We start from the raw sequence: 23,795 nt of genomic DNA, 5'->3' as shown, positions 1-23,795 counted from the left end.
GGGTGCTCGGCCGCCGAAGCTTTAGCGAAGGCGGCAAGCCGGGCATGACAGCGAGTAGGCGTCAGACGCTCATCGACATCGACGAGCCGGCGGTCGCTGAGGCGCCTTGGCCCTGCCCGCCTTGCCGCTGCATCAACTGCGCGAACAGATCGTAGGCCGAATTGCGAGAGGCGCTGGAGGCGCCCGGGACCGTCGTCGACATCTTGAAGCCGTCGGCGTAGGTGACAGTGGTGGTGGTCGAGCCATCGGCGGCGGTCGTCGTGGTCGAGGTCGATCCACCGCTCGACGACGAATCCGAGCCGCTGCCGGAGGCGTCGCCGGAGCCGCTTGCACCGTGGGCATGGCCGTGATGGCCGCTCTTCAGCGCCTTCGACATCTCATCCAGGCTGACGCTGCCGTCGGAATTCGTATCCATCTTCGAGAACACGTCGTCGGCCTGCGCGAGGTTGGTGCCGCCAGCGCCGAGCGCGTTCTCGAATTCGGACTTGGTGATCTTGCCGTCGCCGTCCCCGTCGATCTGAGAGAACAGGTCCTTCAGCGCAGCGTCCCGGCTCGTCGAGGTCGAAGACGTCGAGCTCGAGCTGGCCGTGCTGCCGGTGCTGTCCGTCGACTGGCTTTGCGCGGCGAACAGCGCGTTCATCGTCTCCGGCGAGATCTGCGGAGTTTTGCCTGCGTTGACCGGCGAGGTCGCGTTGCTGGTCGTGCTGCTGCTGTCGATCGCGAACGGATTGATCGGCGCGTTCTGCGAAGACCCCGTCTTCTGGGTCGAGGAGGACGATTTCGAGTTCGTCAGCGACTGGATCGCGTCGAGCGCGCTCGATACGGCACCAAGGGCAAACAACATTGCACAACTCCAACCGATGCGGCACGCCGCAGCCAATGTTCTGGCGGTGATGTCAGCAAGCGTCGTGCCAGCGCAAAAAGCTCAATGAAATCCGCCTTCGCGACGCCTGGCGCGGCTCGGGAACACCGGCAATTCATGCCGGTTGCGGCAGAAATTTCCGCCCACAGGAAGCACACCCCTGCATTGCCCGGCTGAGAGGCCCATGTTAGGCGAGCATCATCTTTCACGGCCGCCACGGGACACCGCGCCATGACCCAATCCTTCACTCCCCGCCCCCTGGCCATCGCGCCCTCGATCCTGGCCTCGGACTTCTCCAGGCTCGGCGAAGAGGTGCGCGCGGTGGACGCGGCCGGCGCCGACTGGATCCATCTCGACGTGATGGACGGTCATTTCGTTCCCAACATCTCCTACGGCCCCGACGTCATCAAGGCGATGCGCCCGCACACCAAGAAGATCTTCGACGCGCATCTGATGATCTCGCCCTGCGACCCCTATCTCGAGGCCTTCGCCAAAGCCGGCTGTGACCACATCACCGTGCATGCGGAAGCAGGTCCCCATCTGCACCGCTCGCTCCAGGCGATCCGCGCGCTCGGCAAGAAGGCCGGCGTCTCGCTCAATCCGGGCACGCCGATCAGCGTGCTCGAATACGTCATCGACCTCGTCGACCTCGTGCTGGTGATGTCGGTCAATCCCGGCTTCGGCGGCCAGGCCTTCATCCCGTCTGCGATCGGCAAGATCCGCGACATCCGCGCGATGACGGCGGGACGTCCGATCGACATCGAGGTCGATGGCGGCGTCGGTCCCGATGTCGCGGGTCCCCTGGCCGCGGCGGGCGCCAACGCCTTCGTCGCCGGCACCTCGGTGTTCAAGGGCGGCACGCAGGAAGCGTACAAGACCAACATCGCCGCGATCCGTAACGCCGCCGCAGGCGCACGCGGCGAAGCGATCTGAAGCACAAGCAACATATTTGCTGAAAAGCTGCGGGTCTTACGGGCGTTGCGACACGCAATGCCTAAATTGCACCTTGATCCGTACTCCTCCGGGCTTCCCTGATTCGTGCAAATCACCGCTAGTGATTCCTGCCTGTTTTCGCGGGAGCACATCATGACGACGACCCTGGTTTGGACTGGCGTGGCGTTGTGGCTTGGTTTCAGTGCGTTTGTTGTGTTTGGCCCATCGGCCGGACCGACGAGGGTGCCGGCACGTTCGGCCCGCATCGTCCGTCGCGACTGGTATCGGGCCTGAGCCCATGCAGATCGCGCTCGTGAAGCGTCAAGCGAAGCGCAGGTGCCGCATCCCGCGGCGCCCGCATCCTGACCTCGACTATTTCTTCGGTCGGCTCGAACGCACCGAAGGCGAGAGGCGCGACGACACCGGGCCCGAGATGGCGGACCCGGATCACCCGCTCCGGTCACCGCGCCGGCATTGAATTCTGTTCTGGACCACGCCCGATGAAACCGCACTGCCCGAACTGCCTGAAGGAAATGACCAAGGCATCCGCGTCGCGTAACCTCTTCAATTGCGAGCCCTGCCGCGAGATCATCCAGTATTTCGGCGGCGGCGCGGATCACGGCGAGCCCGGCCCGCAATTCTGCTGGCCGATCCGCCGCAAGCGCTCCGTCCACGCCGCCCACGCGGCGTGATCTTTCCTAGCCCCACACGACGCCGGCGTCCGGTTTCGCCGCAGCCATCCGCGGCGGCCGCACCACGGTGACGGTGCAGGCCGCCTCCGAGGCCACCTTGGCCGAGACGCTGCCGAGCAGCGCGCGGCGGAACGAGCTCTGCCGTGCGCCGATGATGACGTGGTCGACCTGATTGACCTCGGCGAATTCCAACAGCGCCGCGGCGGGGTCGACGGCCTCCAGCACGTGAACCGACAGCCGGCTCTCATCCAGCTTGAGCGGCGTCGCCCAATGCCGGAGCGCGACCAGGCGGTCGATATGCTTGTTGGAGCCCTGCTCGTCGAGCGTCCGGTCGATCGCGATGCGGTTGAGCTTGAGCACGTTGACGCAGGCAAGCCGCGCCGACGGCAGCGTCGCGAGAATGCGCTCGGTCGTCACGCGCAGCGCCTCGTTCAGCTCGCCCTCGCCTTCCACCGTGTCGAGCGCGACCGCGAGGATCGGGCTGGAGGCGATTTGCGCGGCCACGTCCGATTTCGCGCGCGGCGCCATGACGCCCAGGTTGAAGCGCCGCCGCCAGGCCACGCTTAACGGGTCGCGCTTCAGCCGTTCCGAACGCGCGGTGAGCCTGACCTGGTCCGGATGAGCGAGATCGAAGGCGAGCTGGGACGCGGTCGGATAGCGCCGCACCGGCTCGATCTCGAGACAGCGCAGCACCACCTCCTGAAGCCAGGGCGGATAGTCCGCGCGCAATTCGCGCGGCGGATGCGGATCGCGCCACAGCCGGCGACGCATCGCGCGCAGCGTCTCGCCCTCTCCGAAGGGACGCTCGCCGGTGGTGAAGAAATAGAGCAGTACGCCCAGCGAGAACAGATCGCTGCGCGGATCGTCGCGTACCCCCAACAGCCGCTCGGGCGCCATGTAGGGCGCGGTGCCGTAAGGCAGCCGGAATTCTTCCTGCAACAGGTCCGGCAGATGGTTGTGGTGCGACAGGCCGTAATCGATCAGGACCGCCTCGCCGCTATCGCGGAACATGATGCTGCTCGGCTTGATGTCGTGATGAATCACGTTCTGCCGGTGCAGATCGGCCAACGCGGCGGCGATCTTCGCGACGAGCTGCCGCGCCTCCTCATATGGGAGCGGCAGGTCGGGCAGCCGCTTGTAGAGCGTGGTCCCGGGAATGCGCTCGATCACGGCGTAGGCCTGGTGCGCGAAGTCACCGGTGCCGAAACACGAGGGCACGTGCGGCCCGGCGAGCCGCGGCAAGATCATCATCTCCATCTCGAACGAGACGATCGCGGCGGGGTCCTCGCCCTCCGACACCCGCGGAATCTTCATCAGCAGCGGCACGTCGATGCCGGGATGGGTGACGGTCCACAGCGTCGCCATGCCGCCGGCATGGACGCATTCACCGATGGTGTAGCCGTCGATCTCGGCGCCTGATTTGACCAGGGATTGCGGCATCGGCCTCTAGCGTCCCTGCGACAGCCGGTCGGCGAGCCAGGGCGGCAGGCCGTTCTCGCGAATCTTGTTCGCCGCGCTCGCGATGTCATAGGGCGCGCGGCAATAGGTGATCTGGCACGACACGGTGTCGAACAGCACGAAGGCTGCGGATGGATCGCCATCGCGAGGCTGGCCCACCGAGCCGAGCACGGCCAGCCATTGCCGCCCGCGCAGCAGCGGCACGGAAACGTCGGTCTTGGGCACGAGGCCCGTCATCTTCGCCGTCACCGACATCGAATAGAGCGCCGGGCGATGGATGTGGCCGCAGAAGGTGACATGGGCGGGCGTCGATATCAGGCTCTTGGCGGCATCCGCCGTCGAACGGACATAGTGCCAGCGCTGCGGGCTCGAGGCCTCCGAGTGGACGTAAAGGCGCTCCTTCTCATCCACCAGCATCGGCAGCTCGGCGAGGAACCGCCGCTGCGCGACGTCGAGCCGCCCGCGCGTCCATTCGATCGCGATCTGCGCCTCCGCATTCATGGCTTCGGTCGTGGTGTTGACCGCCTCGTCATGATTGCCGCGGACGGCGATGGCGCCCTCCCGGACCAGACCCATCACGGTATCCACGACCCATTCCGGATCGGCGCCATAGCCGACGAAATCGCCGAGCAGGACGAACCGCTCCGCGCCCTTCGCGCGGGCAACCTTCAGGCAGGCCTCGAACGCCTGCCGGTTGCCGTGGATATCCGAGAAGACAGCGAGAAGCACGCACCCTCCACCCCAAAGGCCTTATCGGAAGCCGATAAGGCCAAATTGAGGGACGTCAAGAAGATGCGCCAGTGCGGGTGCGTTTTCCAGCGTGCCCCTGTCGCGATGGTGAAGAGCCTATTGCTCGTCCTTCGGCGGCATCCGGGGCGGCGGAATCGGGGTGAACACCGCGCCTTGCGCGCCGGCGGGTGGTGCCAGGAATTCGCCGGTCGAGGAATCGCCGCCGCTGGTCTCCAAAATGGTCTTGGGCGTCACATATTCCCGGACCATGTCAATGAGACTGCCATCGCCGCCGCCGAAATCGGCGGCACGGCCGCCTTGCGGATGTCCCAACGCGATCTCGTTCTCCGCCGCATGGGTCTTGTCGGCCAGCCTGTCATTGTAGGGCACACGAAAGGCGCGCGGGATGCCGCTCGGGCGATTGTCGTCATCCAGCTGCTCGACCCAGAGATAGATCGAGCCGGGATCGCCTTCCAGCGAATGCGGCTCGACGATGCGGGCCTTCAGCAGCTTGAAGGAGGTTGGCAGCCGGTCGGCGCTGGCCCAGCCGAGCAGTCCGCGCATCTCGGTGAAGCTGACGACATAGAAGGCGCTGGTCACGACCACCGCGACGGCCTTCAACGACCAGTGCAGCCGCGCATAGACCAGCACGACAAGCAACAACGCGCCGATGACGGCGTAGGCGACCGACAGCGTGAGGATGACCGTTTGCAGGCTAGTCACGGCGCACCCTCGTAGCGTTCTTGCTCACGCCGGTCCTCGGGTCCAGATCGGCGCCGTTGCGCCAGCTGCTCCGGAACGTCTCGAGCAGCGATTTCGGCCTCTGGTCCACATTGACGACCTTGCCCTCGGCATCGAGCCGGAACCGCACCGCGGTCTTCTCGTCGCCGGTGTGATCGAGCGTGAATTTGTTGTCGAAGACCACCTGCGCGGTCGGATTGAGCTTCTGCACCTTCACATTGGCCTGGACCGGTTCGCCGGTCGTCGCCACGAAATGTGAGACGTTGACGGTGTATTCGCCGGCGACGATGCCGCGCACCGTGACGATCTCCTCGCGGATCGGCGAGGCGATCTTCTTACCGTTGACCATGATGAAGTCGTTGGCCCCGCCGCGGTCGTCGCGATCGAGCGTGAGGAAGCCGGCTTCGCGGTGGCGATACCAGGCGATGTTGCCGGCGGGATCCTGCACGAACAGGTCGAGATCGTCTGGATGGCTGTCCGGCCAGTCCAGCGTGATCATGAACTCGGCCTTGGAATCGATCTTGCCGTCCTTGGCATCGGGCGACACCGCGAGGAGCGCGAGGAAGAACAGGAAAGCGATCACCTGGAGCGCCTTGAACAGCATCACGCCCAGCGGATCGAACGGCTCCTCGCGCGGATAGAGACCAAAGTCATCCATCATGACGCGGTTCCAGTGCCTTTGCGCTCCAGCACCGGCGTCACATAGGTCTCGGTCAGCACCACCGCGTCCGAGAACACGCGTTGGGTCGCGGCATCCAGCATGTAGTACTGGATGCGGACCAGGATCGAGCCGACGAGGCCCGCCAGCGTCGTGTACATCGCGACCGCCATGCCGTCGCTCATCAGCCCCATCGAGGAACGCATCGCGACCTTGTCGGCGGCATCCAGCCCCGCGATCGGCGCCAGCATGATGATGAAGCCGATGATGGTGCCGAGCAGGCCGAGCTTCATCAGCGTGTCCGAGACGAAGGCACCGAACCCGTTGGAGCCGCGCAGCCGGTCGGCCAGCGTCCGCAGCAGCAGCGTCTGGTCGACCGCCCGGTAGTCCTGCGCGGACGCTTTCGTCACGAGGCTCTCGATGTGGTCCCGCACCAGCCCGCGTGGCAGCGCGGCCGCGCTGCCGTCGAGCACCTTGCTGCCCCCGGGCGCCGCGAGCACCGCCCGGCACCGCCGCGCCGCCGCGCCTTCACGGGCGATCGCCCGTGTCCGCAGGAAGCAGTGGCCGCAGGTAAGGACATAGAGCAGCGCGATCACGCTGGAAATGTAGGTGCGGTCGGAGGTCAGCATCAGACGGATCAGGCCGAAGCGCCACAGCAGCACGACGGCGAAGATCGATAGCCCGGTGAAGATCATCCAGAACAGCAGCGCGCTGCGCTCGGATGGGTCGGCAGCAGACCCGGCGATCGGTCCAATCGTCATCGAACTCATGCTGCACTGCTCCTGGCTTGCAGGGATTGGCCTGCAACGATTCCACCCCGATTAGATCAAAGCCGCCGCGCGCGGTCCAAAGAGCCATGCCCAATCCGGCTTGGGAAATTTGCCCGAGCTGCAATCGGGCCCAAACCCCGCAATTGGCAAGGCGCGGCGGCGTTGTTAGGCTGACCTTACCAAACGTTGAGGGTGATCGCATGCGCCTCGTGCTTCAGCTTGTCGCCCGTCTGCTTCTCATCGTCGCGCTCTGCCTTGGCGCTGCAACCGTCTGGGCCACGTTCGACGCCTATCGCAGCGTCGACCGGGCGACCGCGGCCTCGGCGCAGCGGGTCGCGCAGGCGCTTCAGGCGCTGTACTGGCACGAGTTCTTGTTGCGCAGCAGCAGAACGCGCGAGCAGCTCTTGCCGGTTCCGGAGTGGCGCACCCTGGAGACGATGAAGCTGATCTCGCCCGGCGTCTGCGTCGAGTTCCAGCCGGCCATCGCGTTCGAAAGGCCGCTCTGCGGCCAGAGCGTGGGGCTAGGCAAGACGCCGCCGCACTGGTTCACCGCGATCGTACCCATCTTCCTCGGCAGCCACGCCGAAGTGATAAGGCCCGTCAGTCCCCGCGCGGCAGCCGCCGGAACGGTCGTCGCGACGCCGGATGCCGCAGCGGCCATCTCGCTTGCCTGGGAGTATCTCCTCAACGTGGTCGATGTCGCGCTTCTGATGGCGGCGGCGATCGCGCTCTTGGCGTCGCTCGCCATCGCACACGCGCTGGCACCGGCGCGCACCATCGTCGCCGCGCTCCAGCGCATGGCGCGGGGCCAGTATCGCACGAAACTGCCGCGCTTCCGCTCCATGGAGCTGGCGATGATCGGCAGCGCCGTCGGCGAGCTCGGCGGCCGGCTGGAGGAAGCCACCGAACAGCGCGCGGCGCTGACAAGGCGGCTGATCGAGATCCGTGACGACGAACGCCGCGCGCTCGCCCGCGAGCTGCACGACGAGTTCGGCCAAAATCTCTCCGCCATCCTCGCGTTTGCCAACACGATCGAGACGGCAAGCGCGAAGGAGAGCAAGGATAACGCAATCGCGCAGGACGCGCGCATGATCTCGCAGGCCACCCATCATCTGATGGCCTCGCTGCGTGATGCGCTCAAACGCCTGCGCAATCCCCTGCCCGCGGAGCTCGGGCTCGAGGCCAGCCTGGTCAATTTGGTGGACAGCTGGCGCTCGCAAAGCGCAGCGCAGCCGACCATCCGGCTCGATCTCAGGGGCGACCTCACCGACATCAGCGGCCCGGCAGCCACCACCGCCTATCGCGTGGCGCAGGAATGCCTGACCAACGCACTGCGCCACAGCTCGGCGCGCGAAATCTCCTTGCGCATCGAGCGGCGCGCCGGTGACGACGACGCGTTGCTGATCCGTGTCGAGGACGACGGCGGCGGCGATGCCGCACGCGTGGCGCAGTCGGCCGGCTTCGGGCTCACCGGCATCCGCGAGCGGGTCGCGGCGGCCGGCGGATCGCTGTCGATCCTGCCTGCGCGAGGAGGCCTCAGCGTCGCCGCCACCATCCCGCTCGCAGCGTGAGGCCGACATGAGCGAGGTCGCGGCAACAGGCATCTCCGTGCTGCTGGTCGACGATCATCCGATCGTGCGGCAAGGCTACCGGCGCGTGCTGGAGAGCCAGGGCGATCTCCATGTCGTGGCGGAAGCCGACAACGCGGCCGACGCCTACGGCGCCTTCAAGGCGCACGACCCTGATGTCGTCCTGCTGGATATCTCGATGCCCGGCGCGAGCGGGCTGGAGGCGATCCGCAACATCCGCGCGCGCAGCCCGCGGGCGCGCATCCTCGTCTTCACGATGCACAACGAGGCCGTGCTGGTGAAAGCCGCCTTCAGCGCCGGAGCCAGCGGCTTCGTCACCAAGAGCAGCGAACCCTCCGCGGTCGTCACCGCGATCCGCAGCGTTGCGCGCGGCGAGCGCGCCATGAGCGACGACATCGCGCACATTTTGGCCGAGGACAGCCTGTCGGCGGGCTCGGCGCTGGACCAACTGGGTGAGCGCGAGATCGAGATCCTGCGCCAATTCGCCGGCGGCGCGACGACTGAGCAGATTGCTGCTCATCTCAATCTCAGCGTCAAGACGGTGCAGAACTATCACTATTTGATCAAGACCAAGACCGGCGCGCGCACCGACGCGCAACTCGTGCGGCTGGCAGCGACCTGCGGGCTGACGAGGATCTAGAGCTTGGCGGCTGGACGCCTATCTGTTTTCGGCCGGCCGCCCCAACGAAGGTCTCCAGTCGCTCTCGGATTGTGCTAGGCTCGATCGCAGCCACGGCATCCGCGCGAGACCGCCGGTGGATGTCTGTTGGGCTCCGATCTTGACGCGAGCCTTTTGGCCCGGCTCTTTCGAAGCCGCCCTCGTTCCCGTTGTATGTTTTGCATGACAACAGGAGACGCTTCCATGAACATCAGGGACAGTCTTCTTGCCTTACTGATCGCCTTCAACATATTCGCGACCGGAACCACCGAGTGCGCAGCAGCCGAGGCGAAAGACCAGATCACCATTCTATATGACGCCTTCGGCACAAATGACGCGATGACAAAGGACTGGGGTTTTTCCGCCCTTGTCGAAGTCGCGGGAAAACGCATCTTGTTCGACACGGGTAACGACCCCGAAATCTTCGCGGCAAACGTGAAGGCCAGGGGCGTCAACCTCTCGGACCTCGACTTTGTCGTTCTCTCGCACCGCCACTCCGATCATATGGCGGGTTTGTCCTACGTCCTAAGCGTCAATCCGACCGTCAAGATCTACGCGCCTAGGGAAGGATTTGGCATCTACGGCTCTTCGCTGCCTTCCGGATTCTACCGGAAAGACGAGGCCCTGCCGCCGGAGATGCGGTACTATGGAGGCAAGCCCCCAGCGGTGATGAAGTTCGGCTCGGCATGGGCCAACGCAAACTTCGAACTGATCGATCAAACGACCGAGATTGCTCCTGGGATCACGCTGATTTCGCTGATCTCCGACGCGCCCGGAACAAGAGAGCTCAAGGAGCTGTCTCTGGCCGTCAACACCGCAGAAGGCGTAGTCCTTCTGGTCGGTTGTTCGCACCCCGGGATCGAGCGCATTGTCGAAGCGGCGACCGGTATCAATCCCAGGATTCATCTCATCGCCGGCGGATTTCATCTGGTCGTGGCGCCTGACGATGCAATCGCGAAAGTCGTTACCGCTCTGAAGGACAGGTTCAAGGTCGATGCCGTAGCACCGGGACATTGCACCGGTGAGCCGACTTTTGCCGCGCTCAAGAAGGCGTTCGGCGACAGCTATCTCTATGCCGGCCTCGGCACGTCGATTCCGGTTGGAACGAATGGGAATGCCAGACGCGGAGAAGGTCCGACGCTTGACGACCTTGCGACATATCGGAAACTGGCCGGGCGTGAAGACCCATTCGGCATCTTGCGGTCGCGCGGCCTGCGGTCGGGATCCGCGCTCTAGCGCGGCGGCGCGCAGTTCGCGCCTTTATCCAGCGCTTGAGGCGAGCGGAATGGAACCGACACCGTCGCGCTTTGGTTAGCAGCAGAGTGAAGGAGGAGTTGCGCCATGAGTAAGGCCATGCACCGAACGGTCGTCGATCCTCCGCTCCTCACCGTGGGCGAGCTCATCGACGAACTCTGCCGCTTGCCGGATACGGCCGTCGTCCACTTCCGCTGCCCCGCACTCGATCAGGAGCTTACATTCTACCGCATTCGGAAGCGGTCAAAGGACGCTGTCGAAATCGCGGTGAACACATATCCGGAGAGCCCGCCGGTTGTTCCATCCTCCAACGGAAGGCAATCGACCCGCTCGCCTCCCCTTCGCGAGGAGGCCCTGCTGCACAAGGCGAAAGGCTGAATCGGCGGTGGCGCGTTTTGGAGGGAGCGTGTCGGTCTAGGCCGCCTTCAACCCGCGCAGCACCAGCGCCAGGGTAGCATCGACACGGGCGGGCAGATCGGCGTCCTTCCATTCGTCGGCATGGGCCGGATGGTGGAAGCGCACGGTGGCATCGAAGATGGCGCGGGCGGTGGCCTTGACGTCGCCCACCTCGAACACGCCCTGCTTCACGCCGTCGGTCAGGATCGACGCGATCTGGTCGATCATGGTGTCCTTGTGGCACTTGACGGCGGCGCAAGCCTCGCGCGCCAGCGTCAGATAGGTGTCGAACATCTCGGGATCGTCGAGCACGCGCGAGCGCTTGGCGGCGAACAGCGTGCGCAGCCAGCGGTCGAGTCGGGCCGGCACCGGCCCCTGCTCCTCGGCGATCGCCAGTAACGGCGCGTCGATGCGATCCAGCCAGCGTTTGGCGACGGCCTCGCGCAGCGAGGCCTTGCTCGGGAAATGGCGATAGACGCTGCCGTGGCTCACATCGAGCGCACGGGCAACGTCAACCACGGTGGCCTTGGCAAGTCCGTAGCGCCGCAGAACGTCCTCGGTGACTTCGAGGATCCGCTCCGGCGTCAAGATCACGGCTTCATTCATGCCAGCACCATGTTCCCGTTGAGGGCTCAGTTACCCGGCGATGGAGCTGCTTCCGAAGCGCCCGTGCCGGTCGTTTCGGAAAGCTCTCGCCTTAATGAGGCAGTTTTGCAGCCTGCGCCGCGATCTGGCGCGCAACCAGTAAATTGAGCCAATGCCCAATCGTTCCGGTGAAGTTGATGATTTCGGTCGTCATTGTCTTAAGTCTCCATTCGTCCGCGGTCCCAACCTCCTTATGTCCCGCGATCCGCAACTGTTTCGGACCTCGGGCTCCCCGGGCGGGTCGCCGCGGGACGCCCAATCGGAGCGTCCGAGAACGGATATACACGTCCCGCTGACAGATTTCAATATCTGTCAGTCAATGATCCGTGATTGACAGTTAATTTTGCGGGCGGCGTCTCCTCAGCTTGGGCTGGTCCAGGGGCGGTGGATAGCTCGCCGATCCCCCTCGCCTGGGGTCCAGATCGTTTGTTTCGCCCTGCCCGCTCTGCTAAATCACGGCGTAAAAAGCATTTTGGCCGGTCGCCGCCCCCTTGGGCCGCCCGCCCACCTTCCTGGAGCAGTCTGATGATCCCCCGCTATACCCGCCCGGAAATGGCCTCGATCTGGGAGCCGCAGACCCGGTTCAAGATCTGGTTCGAGATCGAGGCGCACGCGGCGGACGCCCTCGCCGAGCTCGGGACCATCCCCAAGGAGGCCGCCAAGACGGTCTGGGCCAAGGCCAAGGACGCCACCTTCGACGTCGCCCGCATCGATGAGATCGAGCGCGAGACCAAGCACGACGTCATCGCCTTCCTGACCCACCTTGCCGAAATCGTCGGCCCCGAGGCGCGCTTCGTACACCAGGGCATGACGTCCTCGGACGTGCTCGACACCTGCCTCAACGTCCAGCTCACCCGCGCCGCCGACCTCCTGCTTGCCGATCTCGACAAGGTGCTGGCCGCGCTGAAGAAGCGTGCCTTCGAGCACAAGATGACGCCGACTATCGGCCGCAGCCACGGCATCCACGCCGAGCCTGTGACCTTCGGCCTCAAGCTCGCTTATGCCTATGCCGAATTCTCGCGCGCCAAGGAGCGCCTGATCGCGGCGCGCAAGGAAGTCGCGACCTGCGCCATCTCCGGCGCCGTCGGCACCTTCGCCCAGATCGACCCGCGCGTCGAAGAGCACGTCGCCAAGGCGATGGGCCTCGTCCCCGAGCCGATCTCCACTCAGGTCATCCCGCGCGACCGCCATGCGATGTATTTCTCGACGCTTGGCGTGATCGCCTCCTCGGTCGAGCGCATTGCCGTGGAGATCCGCCACATGCAGCGCACCGAGGTGCTGGAGGCCGAAGAGTTCTTCTCCGAAGGGCAGAAGGGCTCGTCCGCGATGCCGCACAAGCGCAACCCGGTGCTGTCGGAAAACCTCACCGGCCTCTCCCGCATGGTCCGCGCCTATGTGACGCCGGCCCTGGAAAACGTCGTGCTCTGGCACGAGCGCGACATCTCGCACTCCTCCGCCGAGCGCATGATGGGCCCGGATGCGACCGTGACGCTCGACTTCGCGCTGGTGCGCCTGGCCGGCCTGATCGACAAGCTGCTGGTGTACCCCGCCAACATGCAGAAGAACCTCGACCGCCTCGGCGGCCTCGTTCATTCGCAGCGCGTGCTGCTGGCCCTGACGCAGAAGGGCGCGAGCCGCGAGGACGCCTACAAGCTGGTGCAGCGCAACGCCATGCCGGTCTGGCGCGGCGAAGGCGACTTCCTTCAGCTCCTGAAGAAGGACGCCGAGGTGAAGAAATATCTCACCGACGCCGAGATCGAGGAGCAGTTCGACCTCGGCTATCACCTCAAGCATGTCGATACGATCTTCAAGCGCGTGTTCGGCGAGAGCTGAGCGCGCGTCCGTAGAAACTGCGGGGTGGTTAGCCGCAGGCATAACCCACCATTCCCCGTGACAAGGCGGTGGGTTACGCTACGCTAACCCACCCCACGAACAAGAAACGGATCCCCTCATGCCCATCGTCAACCGCGTTGCCGCCCTCTCCGACGAAATGGCCGCCTGGCGCCATGACTTCCATGAGAACCCGGAGCTGCTCTACGAGGTCCATCGCACCGCCGGCATCGTCGCCGATCGCTTGCGCGAATTCGGCTGCGACGAGGTGGTGACGGGCATCGGCCGGACCGGTGTCGTCGGCGTGATCCGCGGCCGCAAGTCGGCCTCCGGCAAGACCATCGGGCTGCGTGCCGACATGGACGCGCTGCCGATCATGGAGACGTCGGGCGTCGCCTACGCCTCCAAGGTGCCCGGCAAGATGCACGCCTGCGGCCATGACGGCCACACCGCCATGCTGCTCGGTGCCGCCAAATATCTCGCCGAGACGCGCAATTTCGACGGCACCGCGATCATGATCTTCCAGCCTGCGGAAGAAGGCGGCGGCGGCGGCAAAGCGATGGTCGATGACGGCTTGATGACGCGCTGGAACATCCAGGAGGTCTACGGCATGCACAACATGCCGGGCCTGCCCGAGGGCCATTTCGCGACCACGCCCGGCGCGATGCTGGCCTCCTCCGACAACATCCAGATCATCGTCCACGGCAAGGGCGGCCACGCCGGCGCCGGGCCGCACAAATCCGTCGACAGCGTGCTGATCGGCTCGCAGATCGTCAACGCGCTGCAGTCAATCGTCGCGCGCAACGTCGATCCGCTGAAGTCCGCCGTCATCTCGATCACGCAATTCCACTCCGGCACGGCCTTCAACATCATCCCTGAAGTCGCCGAGCTCGGCGGCACCGTCCGCACGCTCGATCCTGAAGTGCGCGATCTCGTCGAGCGCCGCATCGGCGAGGTCGCCGAGAGCGTTGCCCGTGCCTATGGCGGCTCGGCCGAGACCAAGTATACGCGGATGTATCCGGTGACGATGAACCATGCGCGCGAGGCCGGCCTTGCCGCCGACGTCGCCCGCGACATCGTCGGTGCCGAGCGTGTCAACGACAAGTTCATCCCGATGATGGGCGCCGAGGACTTCTCGTTCATGCTGGAAGCACGTCCCGGCGCGATGATCCTGGTCGGCATGGGCGACGGCAACGAGTGCCATCACCCGGCCTATGTCTTCAACGACAACATCCTCGGCCACGGCGCCTCCTACTGGGCGCGCCTGGTGGAGACGCGGATGCCGGCGGGTTAGCGCCGCTTCGCGGCAGCCGTGGCCCGGGCGACATTGTCGCCAAAGGGCCACGCCACGCGGAGCCCGTCATCGAGCCGCAGAGCGTTGCCCCGTTGGCTCTTCCGTCTCCAGCGGGCTGGATGCGGTCTCGTCTGAGGCGAGAGGCAGGGTGAACTGGAAGAAGGCGCCCCGCGGCTCGTTTGCGCCGGCCCACATCCGCCCACCATGCGCCTCGATGATCGAGCGGCAGATGGCGAGACCCATCCCCATGCCTGTGGGCTTGGTGGTGTAGAAGGCTTCGAACAGCCGATCCACGTTCTTCGGATCCAGCCCCGGACCGGAATCCCGCAAGGTGACGTGGACGCCGTCGGATGCATCCCGACCGGTGCTGATCAGCAACTCCCGTCCCCCCTCGCCGACCGCGGCCATCGCCTCGATCGCGTTGACGATCAGGTTGAGCACCACTTGCTGAACTTGAACCCGGTCGGCCTGAATCGGCGGCAAGCCCTCGGCAAATTGCATTCGCACCGAGACGCCGTTCTTGAACGCTTCGCTGCGTGTCAGCGCGATGACCTCAAGCACCGCCGGGTTGATCTCCAGGGTCTCTTTTTGCGGGGGCGCGTTCCTGATGAGCGCCCGGATCCGGCCGATGATGTCGCCGGCTCGCATACCATCACCGGTGATCCAGTCGAGGGTCTGTCGAACCCGCTCCAGGTTTGGCGGTCGCGCCTCCAGCCAATTCAGCCCGGCCTCGGCGTTCGCCACGATCGCGGCGATCGGCTGGTTGACTTCATGGGCGATCGAAGCGGTTAGCTGTCCCATCGTGGTGACGCGATTGGCGTGCGCGAGCTCCATCAGCGCTTCACGGTAGCGCCGCTCGTGTTCGCGGCCTTCGGCTTCCGCCCGCTTGAGAGCCGTCAGATCAAGGACAAAGCCGACGCCATGATCCGTACCTTCTCCGAACATGGTCCCGCCGATCAGCACCGGAACACGGCTTCCGTCCTTCCGCACATACTCCTTCTCGAATGGCTGGGCCGTCCCGATCCGCTTCAGTTCCGCCACGGTATGCAAGTCGCGGTCGCGCCATTCCGGCGGCGTGAGGTCGGTCCGATGCAGGCGCCCTGCGGCGAGATCTTCCCGGTCGTATCCCACGATGCGCAGGAAGGCATCGTTGGCCTCGAGAATGCGCCCCTCGACTTCCCAGATGATGATGCCGATGATGTTGGCATCGAACAGGCGCCTGATCTTGATATCCCGTGCTGCAAGATCACTCTGGAGCTGGATGTTCTCCTCGGTCGCCTCCCGCCGCCGTTTCGCTTCGAGCCGCGCGAGCGCCAGCGCTGCTGCGGCCAGCGCGACGACGAGGACAACGGCGCCGGCGATCAGCCAGGTCCAGCGTTGCTCGAATGCTTCTGCGCGCGCCTCCCGGCCGGCGAGCCGAAAGCGCTCGTGATCCACCATCTGGTCGATTTGCGAGCGGATCTCGTCCATGCTGCGGATCATTGCCAGCGCGGCCAGCCCGGACGTGCCGGCCGTCTTCAGCAGTTCGTCGATCTCGCGCAGCGTGGCTGTAACGGTCAGCGCCAGATGTCCGGCCCGAAGGCCCTGCAACGGATCATCCGCCACCAACATCTGCAGCGCCTGAGCCTCGCGCCGTACGCTTTCGTCAGAGACGCCGTAGGCCTTGAGATAGGCGGGGTCGAGGGTCATGAGATACCCGCGCCTTTCAGTCTCCAGTTCCGCGACGATCGCCCGCAGCCGATCAAGCGTTTCGAGGACCTGGCGGCTATGCTCGATGAAGTGATGAGCTGCTTGCCGCTCCTGCCAATATTGCAGGCCGAGGAAGCTGGTCGCGGCAAACAGGGTCACAAGCACTGCGACCGCAAGGATCAGCGGACGAGCAAACCATCGCAGAGGCAGGGCCCGAACAGGAACGGACATTGGCCGTGGGTCTTCGATGCTCGTGTGACCGCGCGTGTTCTGGTGCCGACGCCAGAGCATGATGGGACAATAGCACGGATAAGGAGGTCGGGAACCCGACATTCATCGGATACGCCAGAGGTCGGGCCGTGATGTCGCAGGACTGCGGCACCGTGCGTGTGCTATGGATGAATGCCCTTGGTTGATTCAAGGAGCATCATCATGGCACAGGGTGAAAACTCATTGAGCCATCCGGCGAGCCGCCGCAGTTTCATCAAGGGACTGGGGGCGGCTGGCGCGGGCCTGACCGCGCTGCCGCGATGGGGCTTTGCCGAGGATTCCGCTGCGGCTAACGCCAACGCCGCGATCGACTGGAAGCAATTTGCGGGACAGACGATCGCACTTTCGGGTGCGATCCATCCGTGGTCGAACGCGATCGCGCCGCTGTTGCCGGAGTTCACCATCCTCACCGGCATCAACGTCACCATCGATTTCCAGCTGGAAACCACCTACCTCGGCGCGCTGCCGATCAGGCTCGCTCGCGGCAGTAGCACGCCCGACGTCTTCATGTTCACGACCTATGGCCAGGGCATCACGAACGGATGGGTGGAGCCACTGAACGGCTATTATTCCATGAAGTCGCTGACCGACCCCGCCTGGTATGACGAGAGCGACCTGCTCAAGACGGCCCGCGCCTTCCCGCTGTGGTCGGACGGCGAACGGTACGCGGTCCCGATTACCTCAGAGGCGACGACCCTGTTCATCAACCGCGATGCGCTGGCAGCCAAGGACCAGCCGGTACCCCAGACTTTCGACGAGCTGCTTGTCACCGCCAAGGCGGTCAAGAGCAACGGGATGTCGGGGATCGCGATGCGGGCCCAGGCGAGCGGCAATTCCTCCCCGCCAGCCATGGGCTTCCTGTTCTCCTACGGTGGGGCCATGGTCGAGCACAACAGGGTCGTTTTCGCGAGCCCGGAGGGGATCGCGGCCGTCGAGATGTACGGACAGTTGCTCGGTCAGGCCGGGCCTGCCGGCGTCGGCAGCTACGAATGGTACCACGTGCTGGACGACTTCCTGCAGGGGCGGACGGCCATGGCGATCGACAGCAGCAACTTCGCGACCGACATTTCCAATCCAGCGAAAAGCCGTGTCGCCAAGCAGGCCGGGTTTGCAACCTTTCCGCATCTCGCCGGTCGCGGCCCCGTCCCCTTCATGTCGCACTGGCAGGCGTGCATCAATTCCAAATCGCGAAACAAGCGCGCGGCTTTCCTGTTCCTGCTCTGGGCGACGAGCAAGGCGACCTCGCTGCAGACTGCTGCAGCAGGGCTGGCGACGACACGCGTGTCGGCCTGGTCGAGCGAGGGCTTCAGGAAGGCGTTCGGTTCGCAGGCCGCCGAGGCGGCGCTGATCAATTTGCAGAATGCCGACGTCGACCGCGCCAAGGCGATTCTTTTCCATCCGCAATCAAGACTGATCCTGGACGCCTTCATGATCGGCGTGAATGAAGTGGTCAACGGTGCGAAATCGGCCAAGGATGCGATGACGGGCGCAGCCGAAAGGGCCAATGCGGCGATCCGCGGGTAGCGGCGAGGCGTCACCTAATCGGAAGAGGTGGCCACGGCGGACAAGTCGCCGACTCCCGCTACGCGGCGATTACCCCTGATATTGCAGCACGTGCATGCCGGCGTTCCAGTCGGAGACGAACATCAGCCCGTCGGGCCGGACATAGGAATCGCAGGTCTTGGCTGCGAGCGCGACGTTCGGGCGGGGGTCGACGAGTTTTTTCGGTACCGGCGGCACCCAATACGCGATCTCCTTCGGCGCAAACTGATCCCTGACGTCAAACACCCTGACGCCGGCATTGTTGTAGGTCGCGAAAATCGTCTCCTCGCTCTGGAAGGAGCCGGGGCGGTTCTCATGCAGATTATGCGGACCGAAGGTGCCCTTCGCACAGAAGTCGCGATCGCGTGGCGTCGGCAGCGTCGCGATCGGCACCGGATTTTGCGGCGCGCGCACGTCAAGCACGAATGTGTGAAACAGGCCCTTGGCGCATTGATCCGCATTGGCTTCATCCGCGACGATGGCGAGCTGACGCTTGGGCAGCGGCAGCGGCGTATGCGTGCCGCCGGCGAAGGGCGGCGACCAGTTGATGTGCGAGAGCAGCTTCGGATTGGCGGGATCGCCGATGTCGTGGATGGTGAAGCCGCCGTCGCGCCAGGCGGCATAGCCGCGATCGCCCGCCGTGATCATGTGATGCAGCGCAAAGCGCTTGCCCTTGGGCGTCGCCGGCTCGCCGGCTGCGCGGTTCATGCCCGGCAGCCACCATTTCGCGACGATCTCCGGCTTGGTGATGGTCTTGAGATCGACCACGCAAAGGATGTGGTCGGTGAAGCCGTCGAAATGCGCCGACACATAGGCATAGCGGCCGCCGGGCCACCACAGCCGGTTGATGCCGAAGCCCGGCATTTCGAGGAACGCGACCTCGCGCATCTCGCCCGGTTTCGAGATGTCGTGGATCGACAGGCCGGAGCGGAATTTCTTGGCCTTGGTGATGCTGTCGGCGAGCGAATTCTCGAAATAGCCGCGCATGCTGTCGTAGGACTGCATCGCGACGATGTTGGCGCCGTTCGCAAGCAGCAGCAGGTCTTCCGCCACCTGCAGATGGTGGGTGCGGGTGTATTGCCCGGCAGTGAAGAAATTGACCGGTTTCAGTGCGCGCGGATCGGACGCGTCCAGGATCGTCACGCCGTCGCTGAACATGTGTCCGACATAGACGTGCTGCCGGTTGAACATCACCTGCACGGTGTCGGGCCGGCCGCCGACGTCGCTGTACGAGATATGCTTGATGCCCTTGCCGATGCCCTCCGGCGGAATGTCCGGCTCTGACGCCCATACCGGCCGTGACAATCCGGACAGCGCAGCGGATCCGAACACGGCCGACAATTGTTGAAGGTGATGGCGGCGAGAGAGTTCAGGCATCGGCTTCCCCCCATTTTTTGAGAGGATGATGCGCGCTCGCGGCGAGGCGCGCAAGCCTCGCGTGCCCTTACCTACGCCTGCACCACCTCGTGCCGCATCACGAACGGATCGAGCAGCGTGTGCACCTCGCCAGCGACGAGTTCGCGCTGGTCTGCCGGCAGGCCCGCGAGCGTCACAGTGGCGATCGAGCCGTGGCTGCCATGCGCGCCGACCTTCACCTTGCAGTCGATGCCGCGCGCGATGATCGGCGACAGCACCTTGGTGAACACCCGCTGCGCGGCGTCCCAGCGCAGCTGCGGCTTGAACACCTTGCCGACGCCCGTCACCGGCATCGGGTCGATCGGAATGACCTGCACCGGAACGGCGGCGCGCTCCGGCGTCCGCTCGCGCACCCAGGACTCGAGCTCGCCCGGCTGAATGGTCGCGCCCGGCTTCAGTTGCACGTAACCGACCGGCAGCTCACCCGCATAGGCGTCGGGCTGGCCAACCACGGCGGCGAAGCCGACGGCGGGATGGCGAAACATGATCTCTTCGATCGGCGCCGGATCGATATTGTGGCCGCCACGGATCACGAGATCCTTGGCGCGGCCGGTGATCCAGAGGTAGCCGTCGGCATCGAGACGTCCGAGGTCGCCGGAGTTGACCCAGACCTCGTCGACGAACGCGCCCTTGTTGTGCTCGTCGTTGAGATAGCCGCCGAACACGCCGGGCCCGGCCATGATGACGACGCCGATCTCGTCGGCTGCGCAGTCGCGGATCAGGCGGCCGTCAGCATCGAGCTGCACGATGCGCACGCGCGCGTAAGGCATGGGAAGGCCGACCGAGCCGAGCCGGATCGGCCGGCTGGGATAAGCAAGCGTGTGCACGCTCGAGGTCTCGGTCATGCCGTAGACCTCGACCACCGGCAGCTTCAGCTTCTCCTGGATCGCCGAGCCGACGGCGACGGGAATCGCCGAGCCGCCGCCGGCGGCATATTTCAGGCTGGAGATGTCCGCATTGCCTGGCGGCACCGCAAGCGTGGCCGCCAGCACCGTCGGCACGCTCGACAGCGCCTCGGGCTTGAAGCGCTCCACCAGCCCCCAGATGTTCTTCACCGAATTCGGATTGCGCCAGCCGCTCGGCGACAGCACGACCAATGAGCCGCCGGCGGACAGCGTCAGCAGCACCTGCGTCAGCGATCCCCCGACATGGAATAGCGGCATGCCGAACAGCATGTTGGCGCCGGGCTTCGACTTCAGCAGCAGATTGAGCGCCCAGGCCTGATAGACCTGATTGGCGTGGGTGTGCCGCACAAGCTTCGGCGTGCCGGTGGTGCCGCCGGTGTGGAAATAGGCCGCGATGTCGCCACCCAGAATCTTGCGCCCGCTGATAAGCCGGTCGGACGGCTGCTGCTTGATCAGGTCGTTGAAGGCGAAGATGCCCTTGTCCGGATCGCCTCCGCCGAACACCTGCACGACCGTCTTGAGATGTTTCAGCTGCGGACGGATCTGCTCGACCTTCTGCCAGATGTCGGTGCCCGGCATCGGCCCGAGCGCAACCAGGACCTTGGTGTTCGCGGCCTCAAGGATCTCCGCGATCTGGTGCGGCTCGAGCAGCGGATTGACGGGATTGGCGATGCCCGCGGCCTCGGCGCCGAACAGCGTCACGAAGGCGTCGGGCACCAGCGGCAGCATGAAGCTGACGACGTCGCCCTTCTCGACGCCGAGCGCGTGAAACATGTTGGCGGCCTGCGTGACGCGCGCGACGAAATCGCGATAGGTGACCATCACAGGCGTATCGGCCGGATCGGCGTTTTGCAGGAACTGGATCGCGGCCCCATCGGGGTTGCGCGCCGCACCGAGCCTGATGGCGTCGTAGGTGCTCTCGGCCGCGACGCGATCGGCGTAAGGGACCTGCTCGAAGGCCCGGACCTCTGCGTCCGTCGCGAAGTCCGGATAGTCGTTGCCGATGAACCGATCGAGCGCGTGGATGCCCGCCATGGAATTCCGTCCTCCCTCAGATGCATTTCCCCGCCCCCTGTCTTTTGACATTTTGGTCGGCGAGGCCTCGGCCGATAGCCGGTCGAGCGCCGACAGAATGATGGATGATTGAGCGTTCGTCCATGGCCGAACGGCTACGGTCGTAGCACGCGTATTCAAGGCCATTGAACCTCCCCGCCCGATCGGGGGACCAAGAACATGCATCGGACTCCCCTGCCAGCGTCCTGCCGCAAGACTTGAGGAAATCATGACTACGCCCCCGCGGCACCGCATCACACGGCTGATTGTCGCGCTCGCCGTGACTTCGGCGATCATGACTTCAGCGATCATGACTTCGGCGATCGTCCTGCCCCGCGCGGCGCGCGCCGAGGACGGCCAGTTCGACAAGATGCGTGCCAGGATCGCCGCCTTCGTCGCCGACAAGATGGAGAAGCTGGGCGGCTCGCGCATCGTCTACAAGGTCGATACCGACGGCTTGCGCGAAAGCGTCGTCACGGATTTGCGCGACGATGTCTACAAGACCCTGCGCGAGGGCAAGATCGCCTTCTCCGGTCTTGCGATCCGCGACGCCGGCGTCGAGGTGAAGATCGCGGATGCCAAGGGCCGCGAACAGCTCGCACGCAAGCTCGCGTCGGCCGCGGAGGGATTGCCGTCGCACGCGCTCACGGTGACCGATAGCGGCGACGGACTGGTCAGGCTCGCGCCGACCGATGCCGCATCCGCGGCCCGGCTGCGCGATCTCGTCGAAGATTCCATCGCCATGATCGAGCAGCGCCTCAAGGATGCCGGCATCAACCTCGCCAGCGTCCTGCCGGATGGCACGGATCGCATCCGCATTTTCATCCCGGGCATGATGGAGCCCGCCCGCGTGACCGCGGTCTTCGCCAGGAAGGTCAAGGTCAGCTTCCGCCTGATCGACGTCTCGATGCCCGCGGAGCAGGCGCAATCCGGCACGCCGCCCACGGGCACCGAAGTCCTGCCCGGCTTCAAGGACGAGCGCCACTACCTGGTCGCCAGGGACAGCGCACTCGACGGCGACGACATCAGCTATGCCGGCCCGGGATTTGCCAGCGGCACGAAAGACCCGATCGCCTCGTTCCGCTTCAACGGCCGCGGCACGCGGCGCTTTGCCCACGTCACCGAGGAGAACATCGGAAGGCCCTTCGCCATCGTGCTCGACGGCAAGGTGATCTCCGCCCCCGTGATCCGCGAGCCCATCACCGGCGGCTCGGGCCAGATCTCCGGCAATTTCACCCTGGAGGAAGCCAATAGCGTCGCAATGCTGCTGCGCGCCGGTTCGCTGCCGGGGCACCTCGACCTCGTCGAGCAGCAGGTCGTGCAGCCCGCCGCCAAGCCGTAAGGCTGGTCGCCCTGCGCTCCGCCCCGTCGGGGCGCCACGGTCCGCGACGCCAAAGCCCCGCGCCCCCGGGGCCCCGAATCACGGGCGCGCGACGGCCATGCGCACAACCAACGGGCAATTGCCGAAACGCCCGATCAGGCTAAAATTTGCCTCTTGCGGCATGGCGGCCGAAGGCTTCATTTCAAGCGGTCGTCATTCGATTTCGGCTATACGTGTCGAGCATACCGACCAGGACTGAAGGCCTTACGCGGGGTTAGTACATGCCGTCCGGCAGCGCAGACATTTCCTCGATCCTCGACCGCATTCTGGATGCGGCGACGGACAACCTCAGGATCGCAAAGATCCTGGTCCAGATGGGCCTCGATCCCAACAACGTCACCTACGACGCGATCTTCAACCGGTTGCTGGAGATCTTTGTCCAAAACATCACGCTGGCCAATCTGTTCGCCGCGGTCGGCGCCGGCTTCTTCGTCGCCACCCTCCTGATGCGGACGATGGTGCCGCTGCGCGTCGCCAACATGGTTGGCTGTGCGTTCTTCGCCGTTTTCGGCGCGCTCTCGGCCAACGTCTCGACCTTCCTCCTCTATCTGTTGCTGCTTCCGATCAACGCCCTGCGCCTGCGGCAGATGCTCAAGCTGGTCAAGAAGGCGCGCCATGCGGCCGAAGGCGACATGTCGATCGAGTGGCTCAAGCCGTTCATGACCGAGCGCAAATATCGCAGTGGCGAAACGCTCTTCAAACTGGGCGATCCGGCCAAGGAGATGCTCCTCACGGTCACCGGCAAGTTCCTGGTCAAGGAGATCAATGTGGAGATCGGGCCCGGAGCTCTCATGGGAGAGCTCGGCTTCCTCACGCCGGACAACCGGCGCACCGGAACGATCGAATGCGTCGAGGACGGACAGGTGCTGACGATCACCTATGACCGCTTGCTCGAGATCTATTTTCAGGACCCGCAGTTCGGCTATTACTTCCTGGTGCTGACCAGCCAGCGCCTGCTGCAAAACATCGACCGCTTGCAGAAGCAGCTGGCGAGCGAGCGGTCAACGACCACGAACCGGATCGCGTGAAC

Annotated in this window: 21 protein-coding genes; 11 read left to right on the top strand and 10 right to left on the bottom strand. The window is 65.0% G+C overall.

Translation table 11 applies throughout. The features are described from left to right. Nucleotides 1-61 precede the first annotated feature (61 nt). Nucleotides 62-844 carry an EF-hand domain-containing protein gene (locus AB7531_RS15725; protein WP_063982399.1) on the bottom strand — a complete coding sequence of 261 codons (783 nt, stop codon included), beginning with the start codon at nt 842-844 and terminating at the stop codon, nt 62-64. 249 nt (nt 845-1,093) lie between these two features. On the opposite strand from AB7531_RS15725, the gene rpe reads away from it, so the two are divergent. Together rpe and AB7531_RS15715 are read left to right on the top strand one after the other, a co-directional pair. After that, nucleotides 1,094-1,795: a ribulose-phosphate 3-epimerase gene (gene rpe, locus AB7531_RS15720; protein ID WP_063982398.1), complete on the top strand. Its 702-nt coding sequence runs from the start codon at nt 1,094-1,096 to the stop codon at nt 1,793-1,795. A 500-nt stretch (nt 1,796-2,295) separates the two neighbouring features. Next, entirely contained in the window at nt 2,296-2,487 is a 192-nt protein-coding gene (locus AB7531_RS15715; protein WP_014494175.1) for a hypothetical protein, read from the top strand. Nucleotides 2,488-2,493: 6 nt separating this feature from the next. On the opposite strand, the gene AB7531_RS15710 is transcribed toward AB7531_RS15715, so the two are convergent. The 5 genes from AB7531_RS15710 to AB7531_RS15690 all read right to left on the bottom strand — a co-directional run bounded on the left by AB7531_RS15710 (nt 2,494) and on the right by AB7531_RS15690 (nt 6,843). Further along, nucleotides 2,494-3,927 (bottom strand): serine/threonine protein kinase, encoded by a 1,434-nt coding sequence (locus AB7531_RS15710; RefSeq protein ID WP_063982397.1) that lies wholly within the window; start codon nt 3,925-3,927, stop codon nt 2,494-2,496. A gap of 6 nt (nt 3,928-3,933) precedes the next feature. Continuing rightward, entirely contained in the window at nt 3,934-4,674 is a 741-nt protein-coding gene (locus AB7531_RS15705) for a metallophosphoesterase family protein (protein WP_063982396.1), read from the bottom strand. 117 nt (nt 4,675-4,791) lie between these two features. Continuing rightward, nucleotides 4,792-5,397 carry a hypothetical protein gene (locus tag AB7531_RS15700; RefSeq protein ID WP_063982395.1) on the bottom strand — a complete coding sequence of 202 codons (606 nt, stop codon included), beginning with the start codon at nt 5,395-5,397 and terminating at the stop codon, nt 4,792-4,794. Next, nucleotides 5,390-6,076 carry a hypothetical protein gene (locus AB7531_RS15695; RefSeq protein WP_063982394.1) on the bottom strand — a complete coding sequence of 229 codons (687 nt, stop codon included), beginning with the start codon at nt 6,074-6,076 and terminating at the stop codon, nt 5,390-5,392. Before AB7531_RS15695 ends, AB7531_RS15700 begins: the two co-directional genes overlap by 8 nt. Beyond that, a complete protein-coding gene (locus AB7531_RS15690) occupies nt 6,073-6,843 on the bottom strand; it encodes a MotA/TolQ/ExbB proton channel family protein (protein ID WP_063982393.1) in 771 nt (256 codons plus the stop codon). Before AB7531_RS15690 ends, AB7531_RS15695 begins: the two co-directional genes overlap by 4 nt. 200 nt (nt 6,844-7,043) lie before the next feature. On the opposite strand from AB7531_RS15690, the gene AB7531_RS15685 reads away from it, so the two are divergent. From AB7531_RS15685 to AB7531_RS15670, 4 genes are all read left to right on the top strand, one after another. Continuing rightward, nucleotides 7,044-8,414 carry a sensor histidine kinase gene (locus AB7531_RS15685; protein ID WP_063982392.1) on the top strand — a complete coding sequence of 457 codons (1,371 nt, stop codon included), beginning with the start codon at nt 7,044-7,046 and terminating at the stop codon, nt 8,412-8,414. Nucleotides 8,415-8,421: 7 nt separating this feature from the next. Continuing rightward, entirely contained in the window at nt 8,422-9,072 is a 651-nt protein-coding gene (locus AB7531_RS15680; RefSeq protein WP_063982391.1) for a response regulator, read from the top strand. Between the two features lie 222 nt (nt 9,073-9,294). Then, nucleotides 9,295-10,326 carry an MBL fold metallo-hydrolase gene (locus AB7531_RS15675; RefSeq protein WP_063982390.1) on the top strand — a complete coding sequence of 344 codons (1,032 nt, stop codon included), beginning with the start codon at nt 9,295-9,297 and terminating at the stop codon, nt 10,324-10,326. Nucleotides 10,327-10,431: 105 nt separating this feature from the next. Next, nucleotides 10,432-10,722, top strand: a complete 291-nt coding sequence (locus tag AB7531_RS15670; protein ID WP_038933963.1) for a hypothetical protein — start codon at nt 10,432-10,434, stop codon at nt 10,720-10,722. Between the two features lie 36 nt (nt 10,723-10,758). On the opposite strand, the gene AB7531_RS15665 is transcribed toward AB7531_RS15670, so the two are convergent. Continuing rightward, nucleotides 10,759-11,346: a TetR family transcriptional regulator gene (locus AB7531_RS15665; protein WP_231142285.1), complete on the bottom strand. Its 588-nt coding sequence runs from the start codon at nt 11,344-11,346 to the stop codon at nt 10,759-10,761. Between the two features lie 564 nt (nt 11,347-11,910). Between AB7531_RS15665 and purB the strand changes: the two genes are divergently transcribed. Together purB and AB7531_RS15655 are read left to right on the top strand one after the other, a co-directional pair. After that, nucleotides 11,911-13,218, top strand: coding sequence for an adenylosuccinate lyase (purB, locus tag AB7531_RS15660; protein WP_063982388.1), 1,308 nt, complete (start codon nt 11,911-11,913; stop codon nt 13,216-13,218). Nucleotides 13,219-13,336: 118 nt separating this feature from the next. Then, entirely contained in the window at nt 13,337-14,509 is a 1,173-nt protein-coding gene (locus tag AB7531_RS15655) for a M20 aminoacylase family protein (protein ID WP_063982387.1), read from the top strand. 66 nt (nt 14,510-14,575) lie between these two features. Here the strand turns inward: AB7531_RS15655 and AB7531_RS15650 are convergent, their stop codons facing one another. After that, on the bottom strand, nt 14,576-16,429 hold the full coding sequence (locus AB7531_RS15650; protein WP_341850574.1) for an ATP-binding protein: 1,854 nt from the start codon (nt 16,427-16,429) through the stop codon (nt 14,576-14,578). Between the two features lie 201 nt (nt 16,430-16,630). On the opposite strand from AB7531_RS15650, the gene AB7531_RS15645 reads away from it, so the two are divergent. Continuing rightward, nucleotides 16,631-17,992: an ABC transporter substrate-binding protein gene (locus AB7531_RS15645; protein ID WP_063982385.1), complete on the top strand. Its 1,362-nt coding sequence runs from the start codon at nt 16,631-16,633 to the stop codon at nt 17,990-17,992. A gap of 69 nt (nt 17,993-18,061) precedes the next feature. Here the strand turns inward: AB7531_RS15645 and AB7531_RS15640 are convergent, their stop codons facing one another. Both AB7531_RS15640 and AB7531_RS15635 read right to left on the bottom strand, forming a co-directional pair. Beyond that, nucleotides 18,062-19,387 carry an LVIVD repeat-containing protein gene (locus AB7531_RS15640; protein ID WP_084795069.1) on the bottom strand — a complete coding sequence of 442 codons (1,326 nt, stop codon included), beginning with the start codon at nt 19,385-19,387 and terminating at the stop codon, nt 18,062-18,064. A gap of 71 nt (nt 19,388-19,458) precedes the next feature. Next, complete coding sequence (locus AB7531_RS15635) at nt 19,459-21,366, bottom strand: acyl-CoA synthetase (protein WP_063982384.1); 1,908 nt, start codon at nt 21,364-21,366, stop codon at nt 19,459-19,461. A 247-nt stretch (nt 21,367-21,613) separates the two neighbouring features. Between AB7531_RS15635 and AB7531_RS15630 the strand changes: the two genes are divergently transcribed. Both AB7531_RS15630 and AB7531_RS15625 read left to right on the top strand, forming a co-directional pair. Continuing rightward, nucleotides 21,614-22,726 carry a SecDF P1 head subdomain-containing protein gene (locus tag AB7531_RS15630; RefSeq protein ID WP_063982383.1) on the top strand — a complete coding sequence of 371 codons (1,113 nt, stop codon included), beginning with the start codon at nt 21,614-21,616 and terminating at the stop codon, nt 22,724-22,726. Nucleotides 22,727-22,986: 260 nt separating this feature from the next. Beyond that, entirely contained in the window at nt 22,987-23,793 is an 807-nt protein-coding gene (locus AB7531_RS15625) for a Crp/Fnr family transcriptional regulator (RefSeq protein ID WP_063982382.1), read from the top strand. Nucleotides 23,794-23,795 lie beyond the last annotated feature (2 nt).

The sequence above is a fragment of the Bradyrhizobium sp. 63_E2_N1_3 genome, assembly GCF_052076005.1.
Lineage (GTDB): Bacteria > Pseudomonadota > Alphaproteobacteria > Rhizobiales > Xanthobacteraceae > Bradyrhizobium > Bradyrhizobium barranii.
This window is presented reverse-complemented; position numbering and strand designations above follow the sequence as displayed.